19 protein-coding genes and 1 pseudogene are annotated in these 18869 nt (G+C 70.8%); 7 read left to right on the top strand and 13 right to left on the bottom strand.

Going from position 1 to position 18869, the window contains the following annotated elements; genetic code table 11:
- Positions 1-35: 35 nt before the first annotated feature.
- The 5 genes from AB0H32_RS22710 to AB0H32_RS22690 all read right to left on the bottom strand — a co-directional run bounded on the left by AB0H32_RS22710 (position 36) and on the right by AB0H32_RS22690 (position 4099).
- Positions 36-275, bottom strand: a complete 240-nt coding sequence (locus AB0H32_RS22710) for an acyl carrier protein (protein WP_361123525.1) — start codon at positions 273-275, stop codon at positions 36-38.
- Positions 272-1327, bottom strand: coding sequence for a beta-ketoacyl-ACP synthase III (locus AB0H32_RS22705; RefSeq protein WP_361123522.1), 1056 nt, complete (start codon positions 1325-1327; stop codon positions 272-274). Before AB0H32_RS22705 ends, AB0H32_RS22710 begins: the two co-directional genes overlap by 4 nt.
- 63 nt (positions 1328-1390) lie before the next feature.
- The gene (locus AB0H32_RS22700; RefSeq protein ID WP_361123519.1) at positions 1391-2761 is read right to left on the bottom strand and encodes an MFS transporter; all 1371 of its coding nucleotides are present in this window, start codon (positions 2759-2761) and stop codon (positions 1391-1393) included.
- A gap of 210 nt (positions 2762-2971) precedes the next feature.
- Positions 2972-3727 carry an aspartyl/asparaginyl beta-hydroxylase domain-containing protein gene (locus AB0H32_RS22695; protein ID WP_361123516.1) on the bottom strand — a complete coding sequence of 252 codons (756 nt, stop codon included), beginning with the start codon at positions 3725-3727 and terminating at the stop codon, positions 2972-2974.
- Positions 3728-3820: 93 nt separating this feature from the next.
- On the bottom strand, positions 3821-4099 hold the full coding sequence (locus tag AB0H32_RS22690; RefSeq protein WP_361123513.1) for a hypothetical protein: 279 nt from the start codon (positions 4097-4099) through the stop codon (positions 3821-3823).
- A gap of 718 nt (positions 4100-4817) precedes the next feature.
- Between AB0H32_RS22690 and AB0H32_RS22685 the strand changes: the two genes are divergently transcribed.
- Positions 4818-5153 carry a copper chaperone PCu(A)C gene (locus AB0H32_RS22685; protein WP_361123510.1) on the top strand — a complete coding sequence of 112 codons (336 nt, stop codon included), beginning with the start codon at positions 4818-4820 and terminating at the stop codon, positions 5151-5153.
- A gap of 71 nt (positions 5154-5224) precedes the next feature.
- Here AB0H32_RS22685 and AB0H32_RS22680 read toward each other — a convergent pair whose 3' ends face one another.
- The 8 genes and pseudogenes from AB0H32_RS22680 to AB0H32_RS22645 all read right to left on the bottom strand — a co-directional run bounded on the left by AB0H32_RS22680 (position 5225) and on the right by AB0H32_RS22645 (position 12983).
- Entirely contained in the window at positions 5225-5869 is a 645-nt protein-coding gene (locus AB0H32_RS22680; RefSeq protein ID WP_361123507.1) for a sigma-70 family RNA polymerase sigma factor, read from the bottom strand.
- A 228-nt stretch (positions 5870-6097) separates the two neighbouring features.
- Positions 6098-6775: a hypothetical protein gene (locus tag AB0H32_RS22675; protein ID WP_361123505.1), complete on the bottom strand. Its 678-nt coding sequence runs from the start codon at positions 6773-6775 to the stop codon at positions 6098-6100.
- 168 nt (positions 6776-6943) lie between these two features.
- Positions 6944-7480 carry a copper chaperone PCu(A)C gene (locus AB0H32_RS22670; protein WP_361123502.1) on the bottom strand — a complete coding sequence of 179 codons (537 nt, stop codon included), beginning with the start codon at positions 7478-7480 and terminating at the stop codon, positions 6944-6946.
- Positions 7477-9771 carry a heavy metal translocating P-type ATPase gene (locus tag AB0H32_RS22665; RefSeq protein WP_361123499.1) on the bottom strand — a complete coding sequence of 765 codons (2295 nt, stop codon included), beginning with the start codon at positions 9769-9771 and terminating at the stop codon, positions 7477-7479. Before AB0H32_RS22665 ends, AB0H32_RS22670 begins: the two co-directional genes overlap by 4 nt.
- Positions 9771-10022: a hypothetical protein gene (locus AB0H32_RS22660; RefSeq protein ID WP_361123496.1), complete on the bottom strand. Its 252-nt coding sequence runs from the start codon at positions 10020-10022 to the stop codon at positions 9771-9773. The genes AB0H32_RS22665 and AB0H32_RS22660 overlap by 1 nt, the downstream gene beginning before the upstream one ends.
- Positions 10023-10159: 137 nt before the next feature.
- Positions 10160-10900 (bottom strand): YcnI family protein, encoded by a 741-nt coding sequence (locus tag AB0H32_RS22655; RefSeq protein ID WP_361123493.1) that lies wholly within the window; start codon positions 10898-10900, stop codon positions 10160-10162.
- On the bottom strand, positions 10849-11550 hold the full coding sequence (locus AB0H32_RS22650; RefSeq protein WP_361123490.1) for a hypothetical protein: 702 nt from the start codon (positions 11548-11550) through the stop codon (positions 10849-10851). The genes AB0H32_RS22655 and AB0H32_RS22650 overlap by 52 nt, the downstream gene beginning before the upstream one ends.
- 834 nt (positions 11551-12384) lie before the next feature.
- Positions 12385-12983: pseudogene (locus AB0H32_RS22645) on the bottom strand (cadmium resistance transporter).
- Positions 12984-13254: 271 nt separating this feature from the next.
- On the opposite strand from AB0H32_RS22645, the gene AB0H32_RS22640 reads away from it, so the two are divergent.
- From AB0H32_RS22640 to AB0H32_RS22615, 6 genes are all read left to right on the top strand, one after another.
- Positions 13255-14226: a cytochrome c oxidase assembly protein gene (locus tag AB0H32_RS22640; RefSeq protein WP_361123487.1), complete on the top strand. Its 972-nt coding sequence runs from the start codon at positions 13255-13257 to the stop codon at positions 14224-14226.
- Between the two features lie 41 nt (positions 14227-14267).
- Entirely contained in the window at positions 14268-15320 is a 1053-nt protein-coding gene (locus AB0H32_RS22635) for a CBS domain-containing protein (RefSeq protein WP_361123484.1), read from the top strand.
- Positions 15317-16624, top strand: coding sequence for a divalent metal cation transporter (locus AB0H32_RS22630; RefSeq protein ID WP_361123481.1), 1308 nt, complete (start codon positions 15317-15319; stop codon positions 16622-16624). The genes AB0H32_RS22635 and AB0H32_RS22630 overlap by 4 nt, the downstream gene beginning before the upstream one ends.
- Positions 16625-16964: 340 nt before the next feature.
- Positions 16965-17303 (top strand): antibiotic biosynthesis monooxygenase family protein, encoded by a 339-nt coding sequence (locus AB0H32_RS22625; protein WP_361123478.1) that lies wholly within the window; start codon positions 16965-16967, stop codon positions 17301-17303.
- Positions 17300-18187: an NAD(P)-dependent oxidoreductase gene (locus AB0H32_RS22620; protein ID WP_361123475.1), complete on the top strand. Its 888-nt coding sequence runs from the start codon at positions 17300-17302 to the stop codon at positions 18185-18187. The genes AB0H32_RS22625 and AB0H32_RS22620 overlap by 4 nt, the downstream gene beginning before the upstream one ends.
- Positions 18184-18869 (top strand): amidohydrolase family protein (locus AB0H32_RS22615; RefSeq protein ID WP_361123472.1); only part of this gene is annotated, 686 nt, incomplete at its 3' end. The genes AB0H32_RS22620 and AB0H32_RS22615, both read left to right, overlap by 4 nt.

Here is an 18869-nt window from a genome sequence, read left to right as displayed (position 1 = left end):
GTCTTCCTTCGTGAGGGGAGGTCAACCGGCCTGTTTCAGCGCGCCCGTTTTGCATCGATCAGGGCGGCGGTGCGGCCGAGGGTGAGGGTGCGCCGCAGCTCGCTGTCGTGCACCGTGACGCCGAGGTCGCGTTCGATGCGGATGCTGATCTCGACCATCGTCAGCGAGTCGACGTCCAGGTCGGCGAAGGTGACCTCGGGGGTGAAGCGGTCGGCCGGGGCGTCGTGCAGCTTCGCGAGGATCTCCACCAACTGGTGGTAGGTGGTCGTGCTCATGAGGTGGGTTCTTCTCCTCGGTCGTACGGGTGGGCCGATACGGGCAGTTCGGGCCAGGTCAGCAGGCAGGAGCCCCAGGTGAGGCCGCCGCCGAAGGCGGTGAGCAGGAGCCGGTCGCCGGGGCGGATCGCCTGCCGGGCGGCCGCGTCGGCGAGGGCGAGCGGGATGGAGGCGGCGCCGGTGTTGCCGACGGAGTCGACGTTGGTCACGCAGCGCTCCCGGGGCAGGCCCAGGTCGTCGGCGACCGAGTGCAGGATGCGCAGGTTGGCCTGGTGGGGCACGAAGTGGTCGACGTCGTCGATCTTCCAGCCGGACGCGTGCAGGACGGATCGCGCGGACCCGGCCATACGGGTCACCGCGTGGCGGTAGACCTCGTTGCCGCGCATCGCGAAGTGCCGGTCGCGGCGCTGCACTTCGCCTCTGGTGGAACGCTGGCGGGAACCGCCCGCCGCGATCGTGATCAGATTCTCGTGCGCGCCGTCGCTTCCGAGGTCGAACCGGCCCACGGCACCCGGTTCCCGGGCCGTACCGGCACGCAGGACCACGGCCCCGGCGCCGTCCCCGAAGATGATCGCGTTGGCCCGGTCGAGCGGGTCCACGATCGTGGAGTAGGTGTCCGCGCCGATGAGCAGGACCCGTTCGGCGACGCTCGAGGTGATCAGCCCGACAGCCGTGGCCAGTCCGTACACGAACCCGGTGCACACCGCACCCACATCGAAGGCGGCCGCTCCGGCCAGACCGAGCCGGGCTGCGACCGTCGGCGCCGTGGCCGGACACGGGCGGTCCGGGGTGGTCGTGGTGACGATGACCGCGTCGACGGAGTCGACTCCGGCATGGCGCAGGGCTCGGCGCCCGGACTCCACGGCCAGGTCCGACGTCGCCTGGCCGGGCTCGACCACATGACGGCGCCGGATGCCGGTCCGGGTGCGGATCCAGGCGTCGTCGGTGTCGAGTCGCTCGGCGAGTTCGTCGTTGGTTACCACGCGGGACGGCACCCATCCGGCCAGTCCGCACAGGACGGCAGCAGGTGGGCTGGGAGCATTACTGGGCACGGCTGTTCTCCAGGTGTGGGAGTTCCGGGGGCGCCCGGACGAGCCCGGGACGGCAGGAGAGGTCTAGGGACCCGCGGTCTTCGTGCGCACGGCCAGGGTCAGGGGTACGGCGCAGGCGATTCCGGCCGCTATCGCGAACACGGCGGCCCTTATCCCGGCCAGCGGGGCACCGTCCGCCGGGTGGTGCCCGACGGCTCCCGCCAGCGCCACCAGCACCGCGAGACCCACCGCGCCACCGACCTGGAGGCTGGTGGAGACGAGGCCCGACGCCACGCCCTGGTCCTCGGGGGCGACACCGGCGGCAGCCGTGATCCACATGCCGGTCCAGGCGGATCCCTGGCCCAGGCCCAGCAGCACGATGCCCGGCAGCAGCAAGGGGTACGACCCGTGCTCGGTGAGCGCAAGACCTAGGGCGGCCGCTCCCAGCGCGCCGAGTGCCATGCCTCCGACCAGCATGCGCCGCACGCCGACGGCCGCGACGGCCCGCTCGCCGGCCTGGGTTCCGGCAGCGACCACCACCGCCGGGACGAGGAAGGCGAGGCCGGTCGCGAACGCGCTGTATCCGCGCACGTTCTGGAAGTACAAGGTCAGGAAGTAGGGCAGGGAACTGAAGGTAGCGCTGTACACGGCGGTCACGGCCATCGCTGCGACGAGCCCGCGACGCCTGAACAGCCGGGTCGGCACCAGGGGATCGCACGAGCGTGTCTCGACGACGGCGAAGAGCGTCAGGAGGGTCGGCGCGAGCACCGCACTCACCAGCGCGGAAGCGCTGCTCCAGCCTGCCGCGGGCGCGTGCACCAGCAGGAACACCAGGAGGGTGATGCCTCCGGTCCCGGTCAGTGCCCCCGCCAGGTCGAATCTCCGCGTTCCGGGCCGGGGGACGTCCGCAGGGAACAGGATCCTGCCCGCCCACGCGATCGCCACTGCCACGGGGACATTGACGAAGAACACCGACGGCCAGCCGAACGCCTCCACCAGAACTCCGCCGAGCAGGGAGCCGAAGCACAGTCCGCCCGCTCCCGCGGCCCCCCACACCGCCAACGCCCGGTTCCGGTCGGGTCCTTCGGCGTAGATCGTGTTGATCAGGGACAGGGTGGCCGGGAACAGCAGGGACCCGCCGATGCCCTGGACCGCCCGCACGGCGACCAGCGCACCCGGGGTCTGGCAGAACCCGCCCACCAGTGAGGAACCCGCGTAGATCAGTGCCGCGGCGACGAACGTCCGGCGCCGGCCCAGCAGATCCGCGGCTCGGCCGCCCAGCAGCAGGAAGCCGCCCGTCGTCACGACGTACGCGCTCACCACCCACTGCAGGTCGTGCTCCGGGAAGCCGAGGCCGGCGCCTATGTCCGGGAGAGCGACGTAGACGATGTTGTAGTCGAGGGCGATGACCAGCTGAGCCAGCGCCAGGAGAAGAAGAGGCAGTCGTGCCGGCACCGTCCGGTCCCCCCTCACCGATAAAGAAGAAGATTTAAATGGAGACGAATATCGAATCCGTCGATCATTTTCGGTCACGATAGCACCCCGAGGAGAACTTGAGAATGGCCGCCCCGCATACTCCCCCAGGGCCGGATATTCACCTTTCAGGGCAGCATTGAAAACCGACAGTGCAAAACTGCCGGTTCTTTTTTCAGGAGTTTCAGGCGGTCAGCTTTCCCCCATCAGTCGCCTGATTTCCGAGATGAGCGTCACCAGCGCCCGCCGTTCCGGAATGGTGGTTTCCGGGTGCCACAGGTCCACGAGGAGGCAGGTGCGGGGACGGTCGCCGTCGTTGCGCGCCGCATGCTCGAAGGAGTAGTCGAAGAGCAGACAGTTGCCCTCCTGCCAGGAACGGGTCTCACCGGCGACGGTGATGCTGCACCTGTCGGGGATGTCCACGGCGAGATGCAGGTTGATGCTGAAGTTCCACAGATCGCAATGCGGTGCTATGGATGCTCCGGGCATCAGGGTGGAGAAGTGGCACTCCAGGAGAGGGCAGATCTTCTCCGTGTCGACGGCGAACTCTTTGAGTACCTTGTGGGCGGTGGGGGCGGTTGCCGTCGATTCCTCGACCAGTGCACCGTCGCGGTAGAGGTAGAGAGCCTGCCAGTCCTTCTGCCGGGTCAGGTAGTGCTCGTAGTCGGAAAACGCCTCCCGCCGTAGCGCCCACGCCGAGTTCAGCTCGGCCTTGATGACCGGATGAGCGGATTCCAGCGCCTCGATGACGGGGGTCAGTTCCGGGTAGGCCCAGGGATCGTGCCACGGGGTGGGAGACAGCCCCGGCAGGACCCACTTGGCTCCCTTCTGGAGGGGATGGCGTGCCCCTCCCCCGCCGGGCTCCAGCATCCGTTCCACCCTGCTGAGGGATTCCGCACCGTGTTCGCTTCTGATCACCGCGAACGCGTTCTCTATCTCGGGTGTCATGAGGCCCTCCTGGCCGAAGCCGCGACCGTACTTGTGCCGCGCCGTCGCATCAGTAGTCGGACAGGAGACCGAGTGAGTTCCCGCGACTTTCGGTCAATGTGCCGCGCCCGTACGGGAATTGCCGCCTCCGCTCGTCCCGGGGGCCACGAGGGTCGAGCCGGCCCCTTCGTGCCGGTCGGCCGCTGCGATGTCCACCACCCGGTCGCAGAGAGAGATGAGCGCCGGGTCGTCGGTCGCGACGAGCACGGTGACGGGCGCCTCGGCCAGCAGTCGCGCGAGGGCGTGCCGGTCGGCGTCTTCCAACCCCGTGGTGGGACGGTCCGCCACCAGCACGCCCGCTCCCTCCCTCACGCAGTCGATCGCGCGCGCCACGTCTGCACTTCTCCGCGCGCGAGGGAGCCCGTCGGGCGGTCCGACAGCCGGCCGCCCCCCGGCCGGTCCTCGCTGCACGAAGTCACCGCCGGTCCTGCGCCGGGCGCCCCCGTCGTGTCGGCGCGCACCACTGGGCCGGGCGCCACGTTCACACACGGAAGCCACGCGCAGGCCCTGGTGCGCCAGGCCCGTTCGGCGGGGTTCCGGTTGTCCCGCCCGGCCACGGTGATCCGACCGCCGCTGACCTGCTGGAGCCCGGTCACCGCACGCAACAGCACCGTACGGGCCAGGGCCGACACGCCGGTCAGCACGACGTGCTCCCCGGCACGTACGTCAAGGTGCAGCCCCCGGACCTCGGTCGCACCCGCTCGCCATCGGACGTCACGCAGTCGCACGTCCAGTGCGACCGGATCGTCCGAGGGCCAGCAGAGCCGCTGCTGAGCGCCGTGTGATCGCCATCTGCTCTGTCCCACGTCCCAGTAGTCGTACGACCGCCCTGCCGAGTTCCCGGCCGCCCCACGACAGTCCTGGGAACCTACGGCCACCGGCCACCGACTACTCCTGTGTGACCTGGAACACGAAATGCATCGCCGTTTCCCTCAGAAGAGTTGCCGGTCCGGTTCTGGCTCCCCTCGGTGCGTGCGGCGGAGCACTGGCTCTGCTGGTCGCCTACACGGGCAGCGGAGCGGCAGGGGATCCGCCTGCGAGGATCACCGTGGTGGACGCGCGGCTCGTCGCCCCGGCCGGGACCGCCTCCGCCGTCGCCTACTTCGAGATCCGGAACACCGGTGCCGTCGGCGACACGCTGCTCTACGCCGACTCCCCGGAGGCGGGCATCAGCATGATCCGTACAACCGGCCCGGGACGGAACGACCGGGTGCGGTCCGTCCCGGTCCCGGCCGGCGGCCGCGTGCGGATGGCTCCGGGAGGTATCGGCGTCGTCATCCTGGATCCCCCGGCCCTGGCCCCCGGGGCGACGGTCGATTACAACCTCTGGTTCCGGTACACGGGCAAGGTCGCCGTGCGGACACCAGTGGTCGCCGGCGCGAAGTGAAGTGCCCGTCCGCGGCGGGCGCCGGCGCCACCTCCCAGGTTCGTCCGGAGGTGACGCCGACGTCACTGCCCTCAGGCCGCCGTGGCGGGCGCGCGGCGGGCGGGCTGCTCCACACCCGCGTCCTGGCCGGGGCCGTCGGCCTCGACCAGCAGCCCCACGAGCGTCATCCGGGCGCGGGCCACGCGGGAACGGACCGTGCCCAGCGGGCAGCCGACGATCCGGGCCGCCTCTTCGTAGGACAACCCCACCACCTGGGTCAGAACGAAGGCCTCACGACGTTCGCCGGGGAGCGTCTCCAACAGGTCGAGGAGCGCGATGCCGTCGTCGAAGCCCGGCAGACCGCGCGGCTGGGCGCACTCCACAGCCGTCTGCCAGTCATGTGTGTCCGCCGTCCGGGGCCGGACGGCGGCGCGGCGAAAACTGTCGACGACCGCGCAGCGGGCGATGGACAGCAGCCAGGTACGGGCCGAGGCGCGCCCCTCGAAGCGATGCAGGCTGCCGAGGGCGCGCACGAACGTGTCCTGGGTCAGGTCGTCGACGGTCTGGGGATCCGCGCCCAGGTGGGCGACGTAGCGCAGCACGTCCGAGTGCAGGGCGCGCACGAACCGTTCGGCGGCGTCCGGGTCACCGCTTCGGGCGGCCAGCGCCCAGGCGGTCGCCGACGCGTCCGCCGAGGCCTTGCGCGTTCGCGGAGCAGGCAGCACAGAAGTGATCACGAGGTGTCCTTCTCAGGTCATCCGGGGCCGGCCCAGGGTGAGGCCATGGCTCTCCGGCGAATGGCGTGCGGCCGTACGGGTGGTACGGCGGTGCCCGGGGCTCGCGCAGGCTCGTGTTCGCGCAGGTTCCTCAGGAACCGTTTGCGACACGGCCGATGAACTCTTCTGAGGAAGGCTCAGGCGGCTTGCTGAGAAAGAAGAGGGGAAGCCCCGGTGGTTCCGGCTGTCTCAGGCGACAGCAGCACCCACGGGAGGCCCCCGGGAGGTGATCGCGTAACAGAGAAGGAGTCGTGCCAGGGTCCGGCGACCGGAGTCGCGGCGCCGACGCACCGGCGTACGGCTTGGCGGCACGGGCAGGTCGAGCAGCATCCGCAGTGGTGCCACCAGGCGGGCGGCGACGGCCCGCAGGATGCGGAAGACCGCGCGCTCGCCGTACGCGAGCCACAGGCCGCACAGGACCGCGGCCAACAGGTGGGCGGCGAACATGCCGAATGCGCCGCCGCCTCCCATGCTGTGCATGCCGTGACTGCCGTGCCCCGTGGCCGCCATGTCCATCGCGTCCACGTGCACGGAGCCCATGTCCATGGACCCCATGCGCATGGAGCCCATGTCGGACGCCATGTCCGGTGAACCCGCGTTCGGACCGGAAGCGTGCGACTGGGCCAGGGAGAAGGTCTCGTGGAGCACCGCTTGGACCGCGACCACCACAGTGACGATCAGTGCGCGTCCGCGCTCACGGCCGGCGAGGCACCATCCGGCTGTACCCGTCCCGGCAGCAGCAGCCGCCATGGCCCACCAGGGCACCGGGGCACCGGACATCATCACGTGGCCCAGGGCGGCAAGCAGCACGCAGACGGCGGCGAACACTCCCGCCCGCAGCGTGCGGCACCACCCTCTGACAGTCATGACGCGCCTATCTTCGCACCCGTGGTCCGGTCGTCGTCAGGGGGTACGTACGGACTCCTGCCCCCGGACTCAACCAGAGAAGGGTGACACACAACACACCGGCAGGGCGGGAACTCCACGGGCATCGGCAGCGACTTCTGTAACGCGACGGCTCCACGGCGGATGCCGCTAGAACGTCACCGTCCCGGGCCGGACCACGACGGCGGGCAACGTCACCTGCCCGCTGCGGCCGAACTTCAGTGTGAAGGACACGAGGTCGCCGGCCCGCCACTCGCCGGCCGGGGCCGCCACCGTCAGGTCCACCCCATAGGGCGACATGGTGAGGCTCTCACCCGCCGGTATCTCGATCGACCCGACCGGGGCCCGGTAGGCCGTCGCGCCGCTCCCCATGCGATGACGAGCCAGACCGACTCCGCCGGGAGCGCGGGGTGAGGTCACGCCCACCAGACGGTCGGCCGAACCGCCCTCGTTGGTGATGCGGAAGAACGCCGCCGTCTCGGAGGAACCGTCGCCCGGAAGGAGGACGCGTCCCTCGGTGACGCGTATGCGGGCCGGACTGCCCGCGTTGCCCGCGCCGACCCAGGTGGTCAGGCCCGCCAGGGCCAGGCTGGACGCAGCGACGGGCACGAGGACGGCAAGGAGGGTGTCCGTCAGTCGTCGGCGGTGGGTGAGCCGGGCCGACAGACGGGTGAGTATGTCGTTCACCGGTGGCCCGCCCTCTCTTGCCGTCGCCCGCGCGCCGGGGTGGGAGAAGGCTGCCAGGCGCGCAGGCGCAGGCTGTTGCCCACCACCAGCACCGAGCTGGCCGACATGGCGGCCGCGGCCACCATGGGGTTGAGCAGACCGACCATGGCGAGCGGCACGGTGACGACGTTGTAGCCGAAGGCCCACACCAGGTTGGCCCGGATCGTGGCGAGCGTGCGCCGGGCGAGCCGGACGGCGTCCCCGAGAGCCTCGATGTCGCCACGCACCAGCGTCAGGTCGGCCGCCCCGATGGCCACGTCCGTACCGCTGCCCATCGCGATGCCCAGATCGGCTCCGGCGAGCGCGGCGGCGTCGTTCACGCCGTCGCCGACGACCGCGATCCGGCCGCCCTCCTCCTGCAGCCTCCGCACCAGCGCCGCCTTGTCCTCGGGGGTGCAGCGGGCGTGCACCTCGTCGATGCCCAGCGCGTCGGCCACGGCCCTGGCGGGTGCCTCGCGATCGCCGGTGGCGAGGACCGGGCGGATTCCCAGCCTGCGCAGCCGGTCCACGGCACGGTAACTGCCGGGCCTGACGACGTCGCCGATCGCGATCAACGCCTCGGGCATCCCGTCCACACGCACGACGACCGGTGTGTGCGCGGCGGACTCCGCCGCCGCCAGGGCCTCCGCCAGAGCGGTCGGCAACTCGCCGTCCGGCACCAGTACTTCCACCGCGCGGTCGTCCACGCGGCCGCGAACCCCCTGCCCCGGAGTGGCCGCGAAGTCCCTCACGGCCGGCAGCGGTTCCTCGCTCCCCGTCCGTCGCGCGTACGAGGTGATCGCCCGCCCCAGAGGATGCTCCGAGCCCTGCTCCACCGCACCGGCCAGGCGGAGGACGGCCTCCTGGCCGAGTCCGCCGGGCGCGGCGGTCACCCGTGCGACGGTCATGTGCCCGGAGGTCAGAGTGCCTGTCTTGTCCAGGACGACCGTGTCGACGTGCTGAAGCGCCTCCAGCGTCTGCGGGCCGCTGACCAGTACGCCCAGCTGGGCCCCGCGGCCGGTGGCGGCCATCAGGGCGGTCGGCGTGGCCAGGCCGAGCGCGCAGGGGCAGGCCACGACGAGCACGGCCACGCATGCGGTGATCGCCGCCTGCGGGTCGGCTCCGGCGCCGAGCCAGAAGCCCAGCACGGTGACGGCGACGGCCAGTACGACGGGCACGAACACCCCGGCCACCGCGTCGGCCAGCCGCTGTGCCCGCGCCTTGCCCGCCTGGGCCTCTGTCACCAGCCGGGTGATCCGGGCCAGCTGTGTGTCGGCACCGATCGCGGTGGCACGGACGAGCAGCAGACCGCCGGCGTTGACGGCCCCGCCGACCAGCGCCGAGCCGGGCCCCACCTCCACGGGTTCAGTCTCCCCGGTGACGAGGGACAGGTCCACGGCGGAACTGCCCTCCACCACCCGGCCGTCGGTGGCGACCCGCTCTCCGGGACGCACCACGAAGACCTGCCCCACCCTCAGCTGCTCGATCGGGACGGAACGCTCGCCGTGCTCGTCGCGCACGGACACCTCTTTGGCCGCGAGCCCTGCCAGCGACCGCAGGGCGGCTCCGGTCCCCCGCCTGGCCCGCGCTTCCAGGAACCGACCGGTCAGCACGAACAGCGGGACGCCGACCGCGGCTTCCAGGTACACGTGGGCGGCACCGTCCGACGCGGACGGCAGCAGGCTGAACGGCATCCGCATGCCGGGATCACCGGCTCCGCCGAGGAACAGGGCGTACGCCGACCACGAGAAGGACGCCACCACGCCGAGCGAGACGAGGGTGTCCATGGTGGCCGTGGAGTGGCGCAGCCCCCGTACCGCCCGCACGTGGAACGGCCAGGCGCTCCACACCGCGACCGGGGCCGCCAGCACGAAGCACAGCCACTGCCAGTTGCGGAACTGCAGGGACGGCGCCATCGACAGCACCAGGACGGGGACGGCGAGCAGCGCCGTGACGAGCAGGCGCTCGCGTTCCTGCCGGGCGGCGGCCCCGGCCCCGTCTTCGTCACCGGCTGTCCCGTCGTGTCCCTCCGGCGCGGGAGGCTCGGGGAGCGATGCCTCGTAGCCCGCCTGTTCGACGGCCGTGACGAGGTCCTCCGGCGGGATGCCCGCCGGATGACTGACCCGGGCGAGTCCGGTGGCCAGATTGACGGTCGCCGTGACCCCCTCGAGCTTGCCGAGCTTCTTCTCCACCCGCCGCACGCAGGCGGCGCACGTCATCCCGCCGACCGTCAGGTCCGTGACCACGAGCGGCGACGCCGGTTCGGCACCCATCACTCACCGCCCCCGTGCATCCCGGGCATGTCCCCCGTGCCGGCGCCGCCTCCGCCGTCACCCCCGTCGCCGCCGGTCCCGGCCCCGGTGCCGTGTATGCCAGGGGCCACCGGGCCGGCGGCCGATCCCACGGCGTAGGACACCGTGAAGACCAGCGCCAACAGCAGCAGGAAGCCGCAGAGTGCGGGCGGCGGCATCAGCTTGCGGGGAACCACGTCCGTGGTGCGGGACGAGTGTCGGGACTCGGCCATGCTCGGCCTTCCTGGTCGCGTCGAGCCGTCGTACGGCGGAGAGCTGTTGCAGCCGTACCGCTGTAGGAGTCGGACGGATCACCAGCCGAGTTCCGACATCGAATTATGACGTGCGCCACATGGAGGACACGTGTGCGCTACGCGTCCCCGCCCATGCCGGACCTGGTGCGCACGACCGCGAACGCGGCGGCGGCCAGTCCCAGTACGCCCACGACCAGGCCGGCGACGCCGAGACTCCGCGCGGTCGAGTCGTCGGCCGACTTCGATCCGGAGCTCGCGGCGCTCTTCGGACGCGCGGACGAGGACGCCGACGTGGCATCGCCCGCCGCCGCACCCTTGGCGGTGAGTTTGAGGACCGGCGCCGGGTTCTCCGGCTCGTCGTCGCCCTGCTGTGCCTCCTCGATCCAGCGCACCGTCTTGCCGTCGGAGTAGGACTGCAGGGTCTTGAAGGTCAGCTGGTCGGTGTCGTCGGGCAGCTGGCCGAAGGCGACATTGAAGTCCTCGTAGTGACCGGGGTCGATCTTGCCGCCGGTCCAGGTGACCTCCGAAACGGCGTCGGTGATGGTGCCGTCGTCGGTCTTGACCGGTGTCTTGAGCTTGGTGTTCGTGACCTTCGCGGTCCAGCCGTCCTGCGGGGAGACGAGCACGCCGAGGACGGGGTGGTCGGTGGGGAGGAAGACCTGCACCTTGGTGGTGCTCGCGCCGTCCTCCTCGTTCGGCACGCGGAAGGTCAGGACACCGTCCGTGGCTCCCTTGGCGTAGCTCTCCGGGTGGACGGTGACATGCGCGGACGCGACGCCCGCGGCGGCGAGGAGCCCGGCGGCGGTCAGAGCCGTGACGGTGCCGGCGCGGCGCACAGTGGTGCGGTTCGGGGACATGAGTGGATCGATCTCCGTACTGAAAGGCGGGTGTGTCGGGAACGGGTCGTGTACGCCGTCCCCGCAGGCGGCCCCCGCCGGTGAACGGCGTACCGCAGCCGCACCCCCCTCAGTGACCGGGACTCCGCGCCGAGCCCCCTGGCGTTCTCGGGTGTGCACGCAATGCGTCGCGCCCCTCCGACCACCTGCCACCATGCGGCAAGCCCGGGCAGGAACGAGATCGCCCGCCGCAGCAGCGACCACAGTGCGGCCTCCCCCCGCCGCAGCCACCACGTCAGCACGAGGGCGGCTCCGACATGCGCGGCGGTCGCGTGAGGCGTCACCGCCTGCGCATGACCGTGGGTCATCCGCATCCCGTCCATGACCATCGCGGCGTGATGGGGCCCGGTGGCGTGGAACAGGAGGTGCAGACCGCCCTGGGCGACGAGGGTCACGCCGCCGATGCCCGCCAGCGACCGCTCACGGCCGCCCAGCAGACACGCGCCCAGGAACACCGGTACGAACCCGGCAACCTGGGTCCACACCGACGGGGCAGCGCCCGTGGCCAGGGCATGGCCACCGGCGGCGAGCAGCACGCACAGCACGGCGAACACCGCCGCGCGCACGCTCCGCACTGCCAGGGACACACTCACGGCGGTAGATGCTGCCATGTGTCCCGGGCATCCCTCCCCTAGCCTGGGCATGCGTACCTCCGCCCGCGACTCACCCGGCCCTGTCTGCTCCCTCTCTACGAGTCGGAGACGGAGACCGTTCAGTTCCCGCATCCCTGCGCAGAGGACCGGTCGCAGAAGACCGGTTGTGGAAGACCGGTTGTGGAAGACCGGTTGTGGAAGACCGGTCGTGGAAGTGCCGGCACCGTTCGGGCACTCGCCATTTCGGGTCGCCGTCACGAGAGGCCGGTGCACCCATTGCGCCCGAATATCCGAATACGGAGACAGGGGACGGGTGGAGACCAGTTTCTGCGCCCCGGGGACACAGACGCTGCGGCAACGACGGCCGGCACCCGAAGTCGAACCCGGTACTGCCGCCTGATCGGCACGACCGGTCCGACACCAGCACCCGCCGGGGCCGCCGGACCGCACGGTCCCGCTCCCGCCCGTGACGAACTCGCCGGAGCGCGTCCTCCAACGACCCTGTCGGCAGCCGCTGAAACCCCGCACGTCGAATGGCATTCGGTGCCCGACCGGGCTGCCCGGACGCGGTCCGCGTGGGGCAGAACTCGCCGTCCGCATCTCAGGTGCACCTGTCGGCGCCTCACCTGCCCGGCCCCGAGCACACTGATCCCAGCAGGCCGGGAGGCCAAGCGTGCCTCGCCTACCGTGACCGCGGGAAACACGTCGTCACCGGCACGGCCCTGACGTAATCCTGGCCCTCGTAGTAGCCCTTCCACACCGGGACGCGGGTCTTGCGGGTGCGCCGGGCAGGCGTACCGCCGGGGACGACGAGGATCGCCGCAGCCGGATGGCGGGTGCCGGGGCTGATGGTCAGAGGCCGAAGGCTCCCCCCTCGATGAGGATGAGCAGGCCGATGGCGATCAGGACCACGGGCAGGAGGACGTGGCCCCAGCGGCTGAGGGCCTTGGCGATGACAGGCCGGGTGGCGAAGTGCTTCCCGGCGAAGCACCAGACGGCGACCAGGAGCAGGAAGACGATCGCGTAGAGCTCATGCCGCCGATGCCGGCGGTGGCGAACACGGGGACGTAGACACCGATGTTGTCGCCGTCGTTGGCGAACGTGACGCCGGCGACCTCCAGCGGGTTCGGCCCTCCGTTCTTGGCCTCGCCCTCGTCGTCTTCACCGTCCTGGTGGTTCTTCCATACTCGCCGTCCTGCCTTGATGCCCAGGGCGAGCGGCAGGAGACCGAGGTAGGGGATTGCGGACTCGGGCAGGAAGGTCGCGCCGAATGCGGCGGCGACGGCGACGGCGAGGATCGCGGTGAAGCCGAGATACTGGCCGATCACGATCTTGCGGGTGGACCCACGCTGCCCTGCGCCCTGAGCGAAGAACAGCGACAGGATCAGGATGTCGTCGATATTGGTGACGGCGAACAGTCCCGCTGCCTGTCCAATGACGCCCAGGCTCACTGGGATTCTCCGCTTCGGTGAAGGATTGCTGGAAACGGCCGAGTGCAGAGGGGGCGGTTTGCCCTGCTGAGCGGCAGTGCAGCACTCGCGTACAGGGCAGCAGCCGCAGGCGTTCGGTTCGGTGCGGTACGCCGCAGCCCCTCAGTAAAGGCTTGGTGTGAGCCTGGTATGACGACGGCGTCTCCACCAGGTACGCAACCGGCTCGGGGAACACGCAGCGTAGGGTGCCTCGGCGGGCCGGATGTCCGGTATGCCGTGGAGGGAGATCACGATGGGAAGTCTGCCGGAGCTCACCACGGGACGGCTGTTCTCCTCATGGCAATGGGATCTGCCAGCACTGCTGCTCGTCACCCTTCTGGGCACCCTGTACGGCTGGGGCGTGCTGCGGCTGAGGCGCCGGGGCGAGCACTGGCCAATGGCCCGTTGCGCCGCCTTCGCGTTGCTGGGTCTGGGCACACTCGCCGTGGCCACGATGTCCGCGCTGGCGGTCTACGACCACGTGTTGTTCTGGCCGGCAGCGGTCCAGAACATTCTGCTCGACCTGGTCGCGCCGTTGGGCCTGGCGCTCGGCGATCCGCTGGGCCTGGCCCTGCTGGCCCTGCCCGAGCGCGGCGCCGGGCGCGTTCAGAGCGTGGTGAACGCGCGTCTGATGCGCCTGCTCACCTTCCCGCTGGTCAGCACGGCCTTGGTGCTGGTGACCGAGCTGACGGTGTATTTCACGCCGTACTTCGAGACCGCTCTCCGCGTCGGCTGGCTGCACGAGCTGATGTACCTGCACCTGTTGCTGGCCGGCTGTCTGTTCGTCGTCCCGGTGCTCACCCGGGAGGACGCCCTGCCCGCCTGGTGCACGCATCCGGTGCGGGCGGCGCTGGTGTTCCTCGACGGGGTCATCGACGCCGTGCCCGGCATCGTCGTCATGACCCATGGCACGCTGATCGCCGGGTCCTGGTATCTGCATCACGCGCCGTCCTGGTCACCGGATGTTCAGCGCGACCAGCAGCTCGGCGGGGGCGCGATGATCAGCATCGCGGAGCTCGTGGCGCTGCCCTTCCTGCTGGCGATTCTCGCGCAATGGGCGCGCACCGAGCGTGCCGAGAGTCTCGGTCTGGACCGCCGTCTGGAAGCGGAACTGGTTCCGGCGGCACCCACGGCGGGAGGTGGCGGGGAGGAGGCGGACCGCGTGCGTCCGTGGTGGGAGACGGAGAACAGCACGGTCGCCCAGCGCATCAGGCAGCAGCGCTGAGAGAGGCGGGCCGCTCTTACCGAAGGTGACCGGCACGGTGCGTGGCAGTAACCGCAGCGGGCGTATGCCGCCCCGGCGAAGTACTGCTCGCCCGGGACGTACTCGACCACCAGCTCGTCGACGTCGACGGCGTGCAGGTCACCCGCGCCGCCGACCTCTACCTGGCCCCGCTCTCGGACCGGGTCGTGCTGGTCGGGGTGGACGTCTCTCTGCCGACCCTGTTTCGGAGGCTCGGCCCCCGCCGCTGGCAGGTCCGCCCGACTCCGGAGCGGGTGCTGGACTGGCAATCCGTCGCCCCGTTCGCCGAGCACGCCACCGACGGACCCGCCCAGGTCCAGCTGCGTGCCTCCCGGCACGGGCTGCACCAGCTGCGTCCGGCCGACTTGGCCGACCTGCTCGAAGACCTCGGCAGAGCAGAGCGTCAGCAGCTGCTGCACATGCTGGAGCCGGCCACCGCGGCGGACGCGCTGGAGGAGATGGAGCCGGCCGAGCTGGAGAACCTGCTGCGCGAGGCCGAACCGGAGCATGCGGCCCGGCTGGTGGAGGAGATGGAGTCGGACGAGGCCGTGGACGCGCTGCGCGACCTGCACGAGGACGAGCGCGAGCGGCTGCTGGAGGGCATGCCCGCCGACCGGGCCTCGCACCTGCGCCGACTGCTGACCTACCCGGAGGGAACCGCCGGCGGTGCGATGACCACGCTGCTGGTGACCGCCCGCCGTGAGCAGAACGTCGCAGAGGTACGGGCCGTGCTGGCCGCGCAGGCCGAGCACCGTACCGAGATCGATGCCATCGCCGTTCTGGACGACGACGGCCGCCTCGTCACCGACATCGCCCTGTTCGACCTGGCGGTGGCCGAGGACAGCACCAAGGTTGCCGACCTGACCGGCTGGCTGGCCCAGTTCGGGCCGCCGGTAACCGTTCCTCCCGGCACCCGCCTGTCCGAGGCGGCCGAGCAGCTGGTGGCCGCCCGCGTCTCCTCGCTCCTCGTCGTCGACGACTCCGGCCGCCCGTTGGGCCGCATCCTCGCCGACGACGTCCTGGACACCTTGCTGCCCGAACGCGGGCGCCTGCACTTCCGGAGGTTCCTGCAGTGACCGCCCGCGACCTCGACACCACGGTGGCGACTCCGGAAGCTCCCGCCGCCGGGACGGTCCCCGCCCGTCGCACCGGCTGGCGCCGCATCACCATGGTCGCGGCGATCGCAGGCCCGGGCCGGGTCGCCGCGAACGCCGGCAACGACGCCGCAGGTATCGCCACCTACGCCTCCGCCGGGTCCCAATTCGCCTACGGCACGCTGTTCTTCATGGTGCTGGTCACCATCGCCCTGGTCATGGTCCAGGAAATGGCCGTACGCCTCGGCGCGCACACCGGCAAGGGCCTTGGTGCCCTGATCCGCGAGCAGTTCAGTCTCCGCCTGACCGCGCTGGCGGTGTTCTGCCTGCTGCTGGCCAACACCGGTCTGGTCGTGAGCGAGTTCGCCGGCATCGGCGCCGCCTTCGAGCTCCTCGGGGTGCCCAAATGGGCGGTGATCCCGCCGGCCGCGATTCTGCTGTGGTCGCTGGTCCTGTTCGGCTCCTACCGGTGGGCCGAACGCATCTTCCTGATCATGTCGCTGGCGTTCTTCGCCTACCCGATCGCGATGATCCTCGGCCATCCGCACTGGGGGGAAGTCGGCAAGCACCTGGTGGTGCCGCACGTGGAGCCGAGCAAGGACTTCGTCCTGCTCGCGGTCGCCCTGATCGGTACGACCGTCAGCCCCTACATGCAGTTCTACGCCGCGGCCGGTGTCGTGGACCGGGGCGCCAAGCCCGAGGACTACCGGCTGATCAAGCTGGACGCCATGCTCGGCGCGGTGTTCGCCTGCATCATCAGCCTGACGATCATCATCGCCACCGCCGCTGCGATCGGCGGCACCGGTCCGCTGGCCTCCGCCGCCCAGGCCGCCGAAGCCCTCAAGCCGGTGGCCGGGCAGAACGCCGAACTCCTCTTCGCCCTGGGCCTGATCGGCGCCTCCGCCCTCGCAGGCGCGGTCGTCCCGCTCTCGGCCAGCTATGCCATAGGAGAAGCCGCCGGCGTCGAACGCTCTGTCTCCCGCAGCTTCCGGGACGCACCCTTGTTCCTGGGCCTGTTCACGGCGCAGATCGTCCTCGGCGCGGTGGTCGCCATGACCCCGGTCGACGTCATCCAGCTGCTCATCGGCACCCAGGTCCTGCAGGGCCTGATCAGCCCGATCGTGCTGGTCTACCTGCTGGTGCTCACCAACCGACGTTCCCTGCTCGGTGCGGCGGCCAACGGTCCCCGCTACCGGATCGGCGCCACCATCGTCGTCGTCGGCGTCGCGGGCATGTCCACCATCCTGCTCGTCCAGACGGTCCTCGGCTGGTTGGGACTCGGCTGACCGACCTCCCCGATACCTGAGGAGGAGCTTCCACCATGAAGCAGTACGGGCCGTATCCGGTGGCCACCGCCCTCCTCGCCCGGATTGCCTCCCTCACCTTGTTCATCCGCCGTCGATCCCCAGCCCGTCCGTCGACACCAGGCAGACCTCCATTCGGGTGCGGCCATCCGCGCCCGGTGGTCGGCGAAACACACCACCTCGTCACTCACCCGAAGGGAGCAACCACGGACCGATGTCCCCTTGCCCCCATTGGGCCGTGCCCCATTCGGAGTTGCGTCCACACGGGGGACATGAGGCTGTGGGAGTCGTGTCCTGCCGGATCTCACCCTCAGGAGGAGATATGGGCACGAGGAACAACGGCCAGCCGGCCGACAAGCTGAGCGTCGTTTTCACCGTCCGAGTGATCGAGGGCGGCGAGCAGGGCTTCCTGGATCTGTACGACCAGCTCCGGAAGTCAGTCGCCCGGACCCCCGGCCACATCGTCGAGAGGCTGGGAGCACCCGTGGACGACTCCCGGCAGTGGGTCATCACCAGCGAGTGGCAGACGGCCGAGCACTTCTTCGCCTGGCAGCAGAGCGCGGAGCACCGCGCACTGGTGGCTCCGCTGCGCCAGTGGGTCGACTCGACGCAGTCGCTGCGGTTCCGAGTCGTCAAGGAGACCAAGGGGGTGACGTCATGACGCGCACCGCCAACGGCCCCGTCGCCGTACTCGGGCTCGGCACGATGGGCACCGGCCTGGCCACCCGCCTCCTCGACCGGGGAATACAGGTCCGGGTCTGGAACCGTACCCCGGGGCGGGCCGAACCGCTTGCCGAGGCAGGCGCCTTCGTCGCCCCACACCCCGCCGACGCCGTCGAGGGCACGAGCGCCGCCATCTGCGTCGTCGCCGACGGCGAAGCCCTCGGCTCCGTGCTGCACGGACCCGACGGCGTGCTGGCCAAGGGCGCCTACCCCGGCGTCCTGATCTGCGCCAGCACCGTCTCCCCCGAGGAGGTCCTCCAGATCGCCGGGGACATCCCCTCGGTCGTGGACGTCGGCATGCTCGGCAACCGCGACCATGCCCGTGACGGCGAGCTGCGGCTCTTCGTCGGCGGCGAGGAGCAGTCGTTCGACGCCTGCCGCCCGCTGCTGGAGATGCTGGGCAAGGAGGTCGTCCATCTGGGCGCACTCGGTTCCGGCATGCGGATGAAGCTGTGCCTCAACCTGCTGATGGGCGTGGAGGTGCAGGCCCTGGCCGAGGTCACCGAATTGGCGGCCGCCTGCGGACTCGACCGGCAGCTGGTCCTCAAGACCGTCGCGGGCAGCGGTTTCGCCTCTCCGGTCATGGCGTTCAAGTCCAGGCGCCTGGGTTCCGGCCGCTTCGAGGAGCCGGACTTCCGGCTGCGGCTGATGGCGAAAGACCTCATGCTCGCTACCAAGCAGGCGGCGACAGTGGGCCTGAGTCTGCCGCTGGCGACCGCCGCGGCAGAGACCCACGTCCGTGCCACCGAGCAGGGACTGGGCGATCAGGACTGTGCCGCAGTCACCCGCGCACTCACACCGAAACCGGGTAGCGACACGTGATCATCGACATCCACGGGCATCTCTCCCCGCCGGAGGCGGCCAAACGCTTCCCCATGCCCCCGAGCCTGACCGACGTCGACGGCATGCTTGCCGCCCGCGCCGAGGCCGGCATCGACCTCACCATCATCGGCAGCCCCGTCGGCGCCGGAGCGATGGCGCGAGTACCGGGCGTGGACAACTACGCGCAACCACGAGACCGGCTGCGCAGTTTCCACGCCTGGATGTCGGGGCTGATCGCCAGGTTCCCGGACCGGTTGCGCGGCTATGTGTACGCCAACCCGTTCGGGGACGACGATCACCTCGAAGGGGTGCGGGAGACCTTGGAGGATCCGGCCTTCGTCGGCCTGATCACCACGTCCAGCGTGCACGGGGAGCTGCTCGGCTCCCCGCGCGCCGACCCCTTCTTCGCGCTGGCGGCGGAGGCGGGGGCGCCGGTCCTCGTGCACGCCCCGGCCGAACCGGTCGGCACGGAACGGGTCGACGAGATCGGCTTCGTCGAGCAGATCGGCCGGTTCGACGACGTCACCATGGGCATGGCCATGATCGCCTTCGCGGGGTGGCTGGACAAGTACCCGGATCTACGGCTGATCGGCGCGACCGGCGGCGGCGCGATGGCGCTGCTGCCGGCGCCCGCAGACGACCCGGCTCCGGGCCGGAGGCCCGTATCCGCCCCGTCCCAGGA

Source organism: Streptomyces sp. NPDC020362 (assembly GCF_040642095.1).
Taxonomy (GTDB): Bacteria; Actinomycetota; Actinomycetes; order Streptomycetales; family Streptomycetaceae; genus Streptomyces.
The sequence above is the reverse complement of the archived record's forward strand: the minus strand, read 5'-3'. Positions and strand labels throughout refer to the sequence as shown.

What these genes read in the sequence shown, in the direction of transcription:
- AB0H32_RS22710 (WP_361123525.1), bottom strand. Translation starts at nt 275, where the DNA reads ATGAGCACGACCACCTACCACCAGTTGGTGGAGATCCTCGCGAAGCTG.
- AB0H32_RS22695 (WP_361123516.1), bottom strand. Translation starts at nt 3,727, where the DNA reads ATGACACCCGAGATAGAGAACGCGTTCGCGGTGATCAGAAGCGAACAC.
- AB0H32_RS22675 (WP_361123505.1), bottom strand. Translation starts at nt 6,775, where the DNA reads ATGACTGTCAGAGGGTGGTGCCGCACGCTGCGGGCGGGAGTGTTCGCC.
- AB0H32_RS22665 (WP_361123499.1), bottom strand. Translation starts at nt 9,771, where the DNA reads ATGGGTGCCGAACCGGCGTCGCCGCTCGTGGTCACGGACCTGACGGTC.
- AB0H32_RS22660 (WP_361123496.1), bottom strand. Translation starts at nt 10,022, where the DNA reads ATGGCCGAGTCCCGACACTCGTCCCGCACCACGGACGTGGTTCCCCGC.
- AB0H32_RS22655 (WP_361123493.1), bottom strand. Translation starts at nt 10,900, where the DNA reads ATGTCCCCGAACCGCACCACTGTGCGCCGCGCCGGCACCGTCACGGCT.
- AB0H32_RS22650 (WP_361123490.1), bottom strand. Translation starts at nt 11,550, where the DNA reads ATGGCAGCATCTACCGCCGTGAGTGTGTCCCTGGCAGTGCGGAGCGTG.
- AB0H32_RS22640 (WP_361123487.1), top strand. Translation starts at nt 13,255, where the DNA reads ATGGGAAGTCTGCCGGAGCTCACCACGGGACGGCTGTTCTCCTCATGG.
- AB0H32_RS22625 (WP_361123478.1), top strand. Translation starts at nt 16,965, where the DNA reads ATGGGCACGAGGAACAACGGCCAGCCGGCCGACAAGCTGAGCGTCGTT.
- AB0H32_RS22620 (WP_361123475.1), top strand. Translation starts at nt 17,300, where the DNA reads ATGACGCGCACCGCCAACGGCCCCGTCGCCGTACTCGGGCTCGGCACG.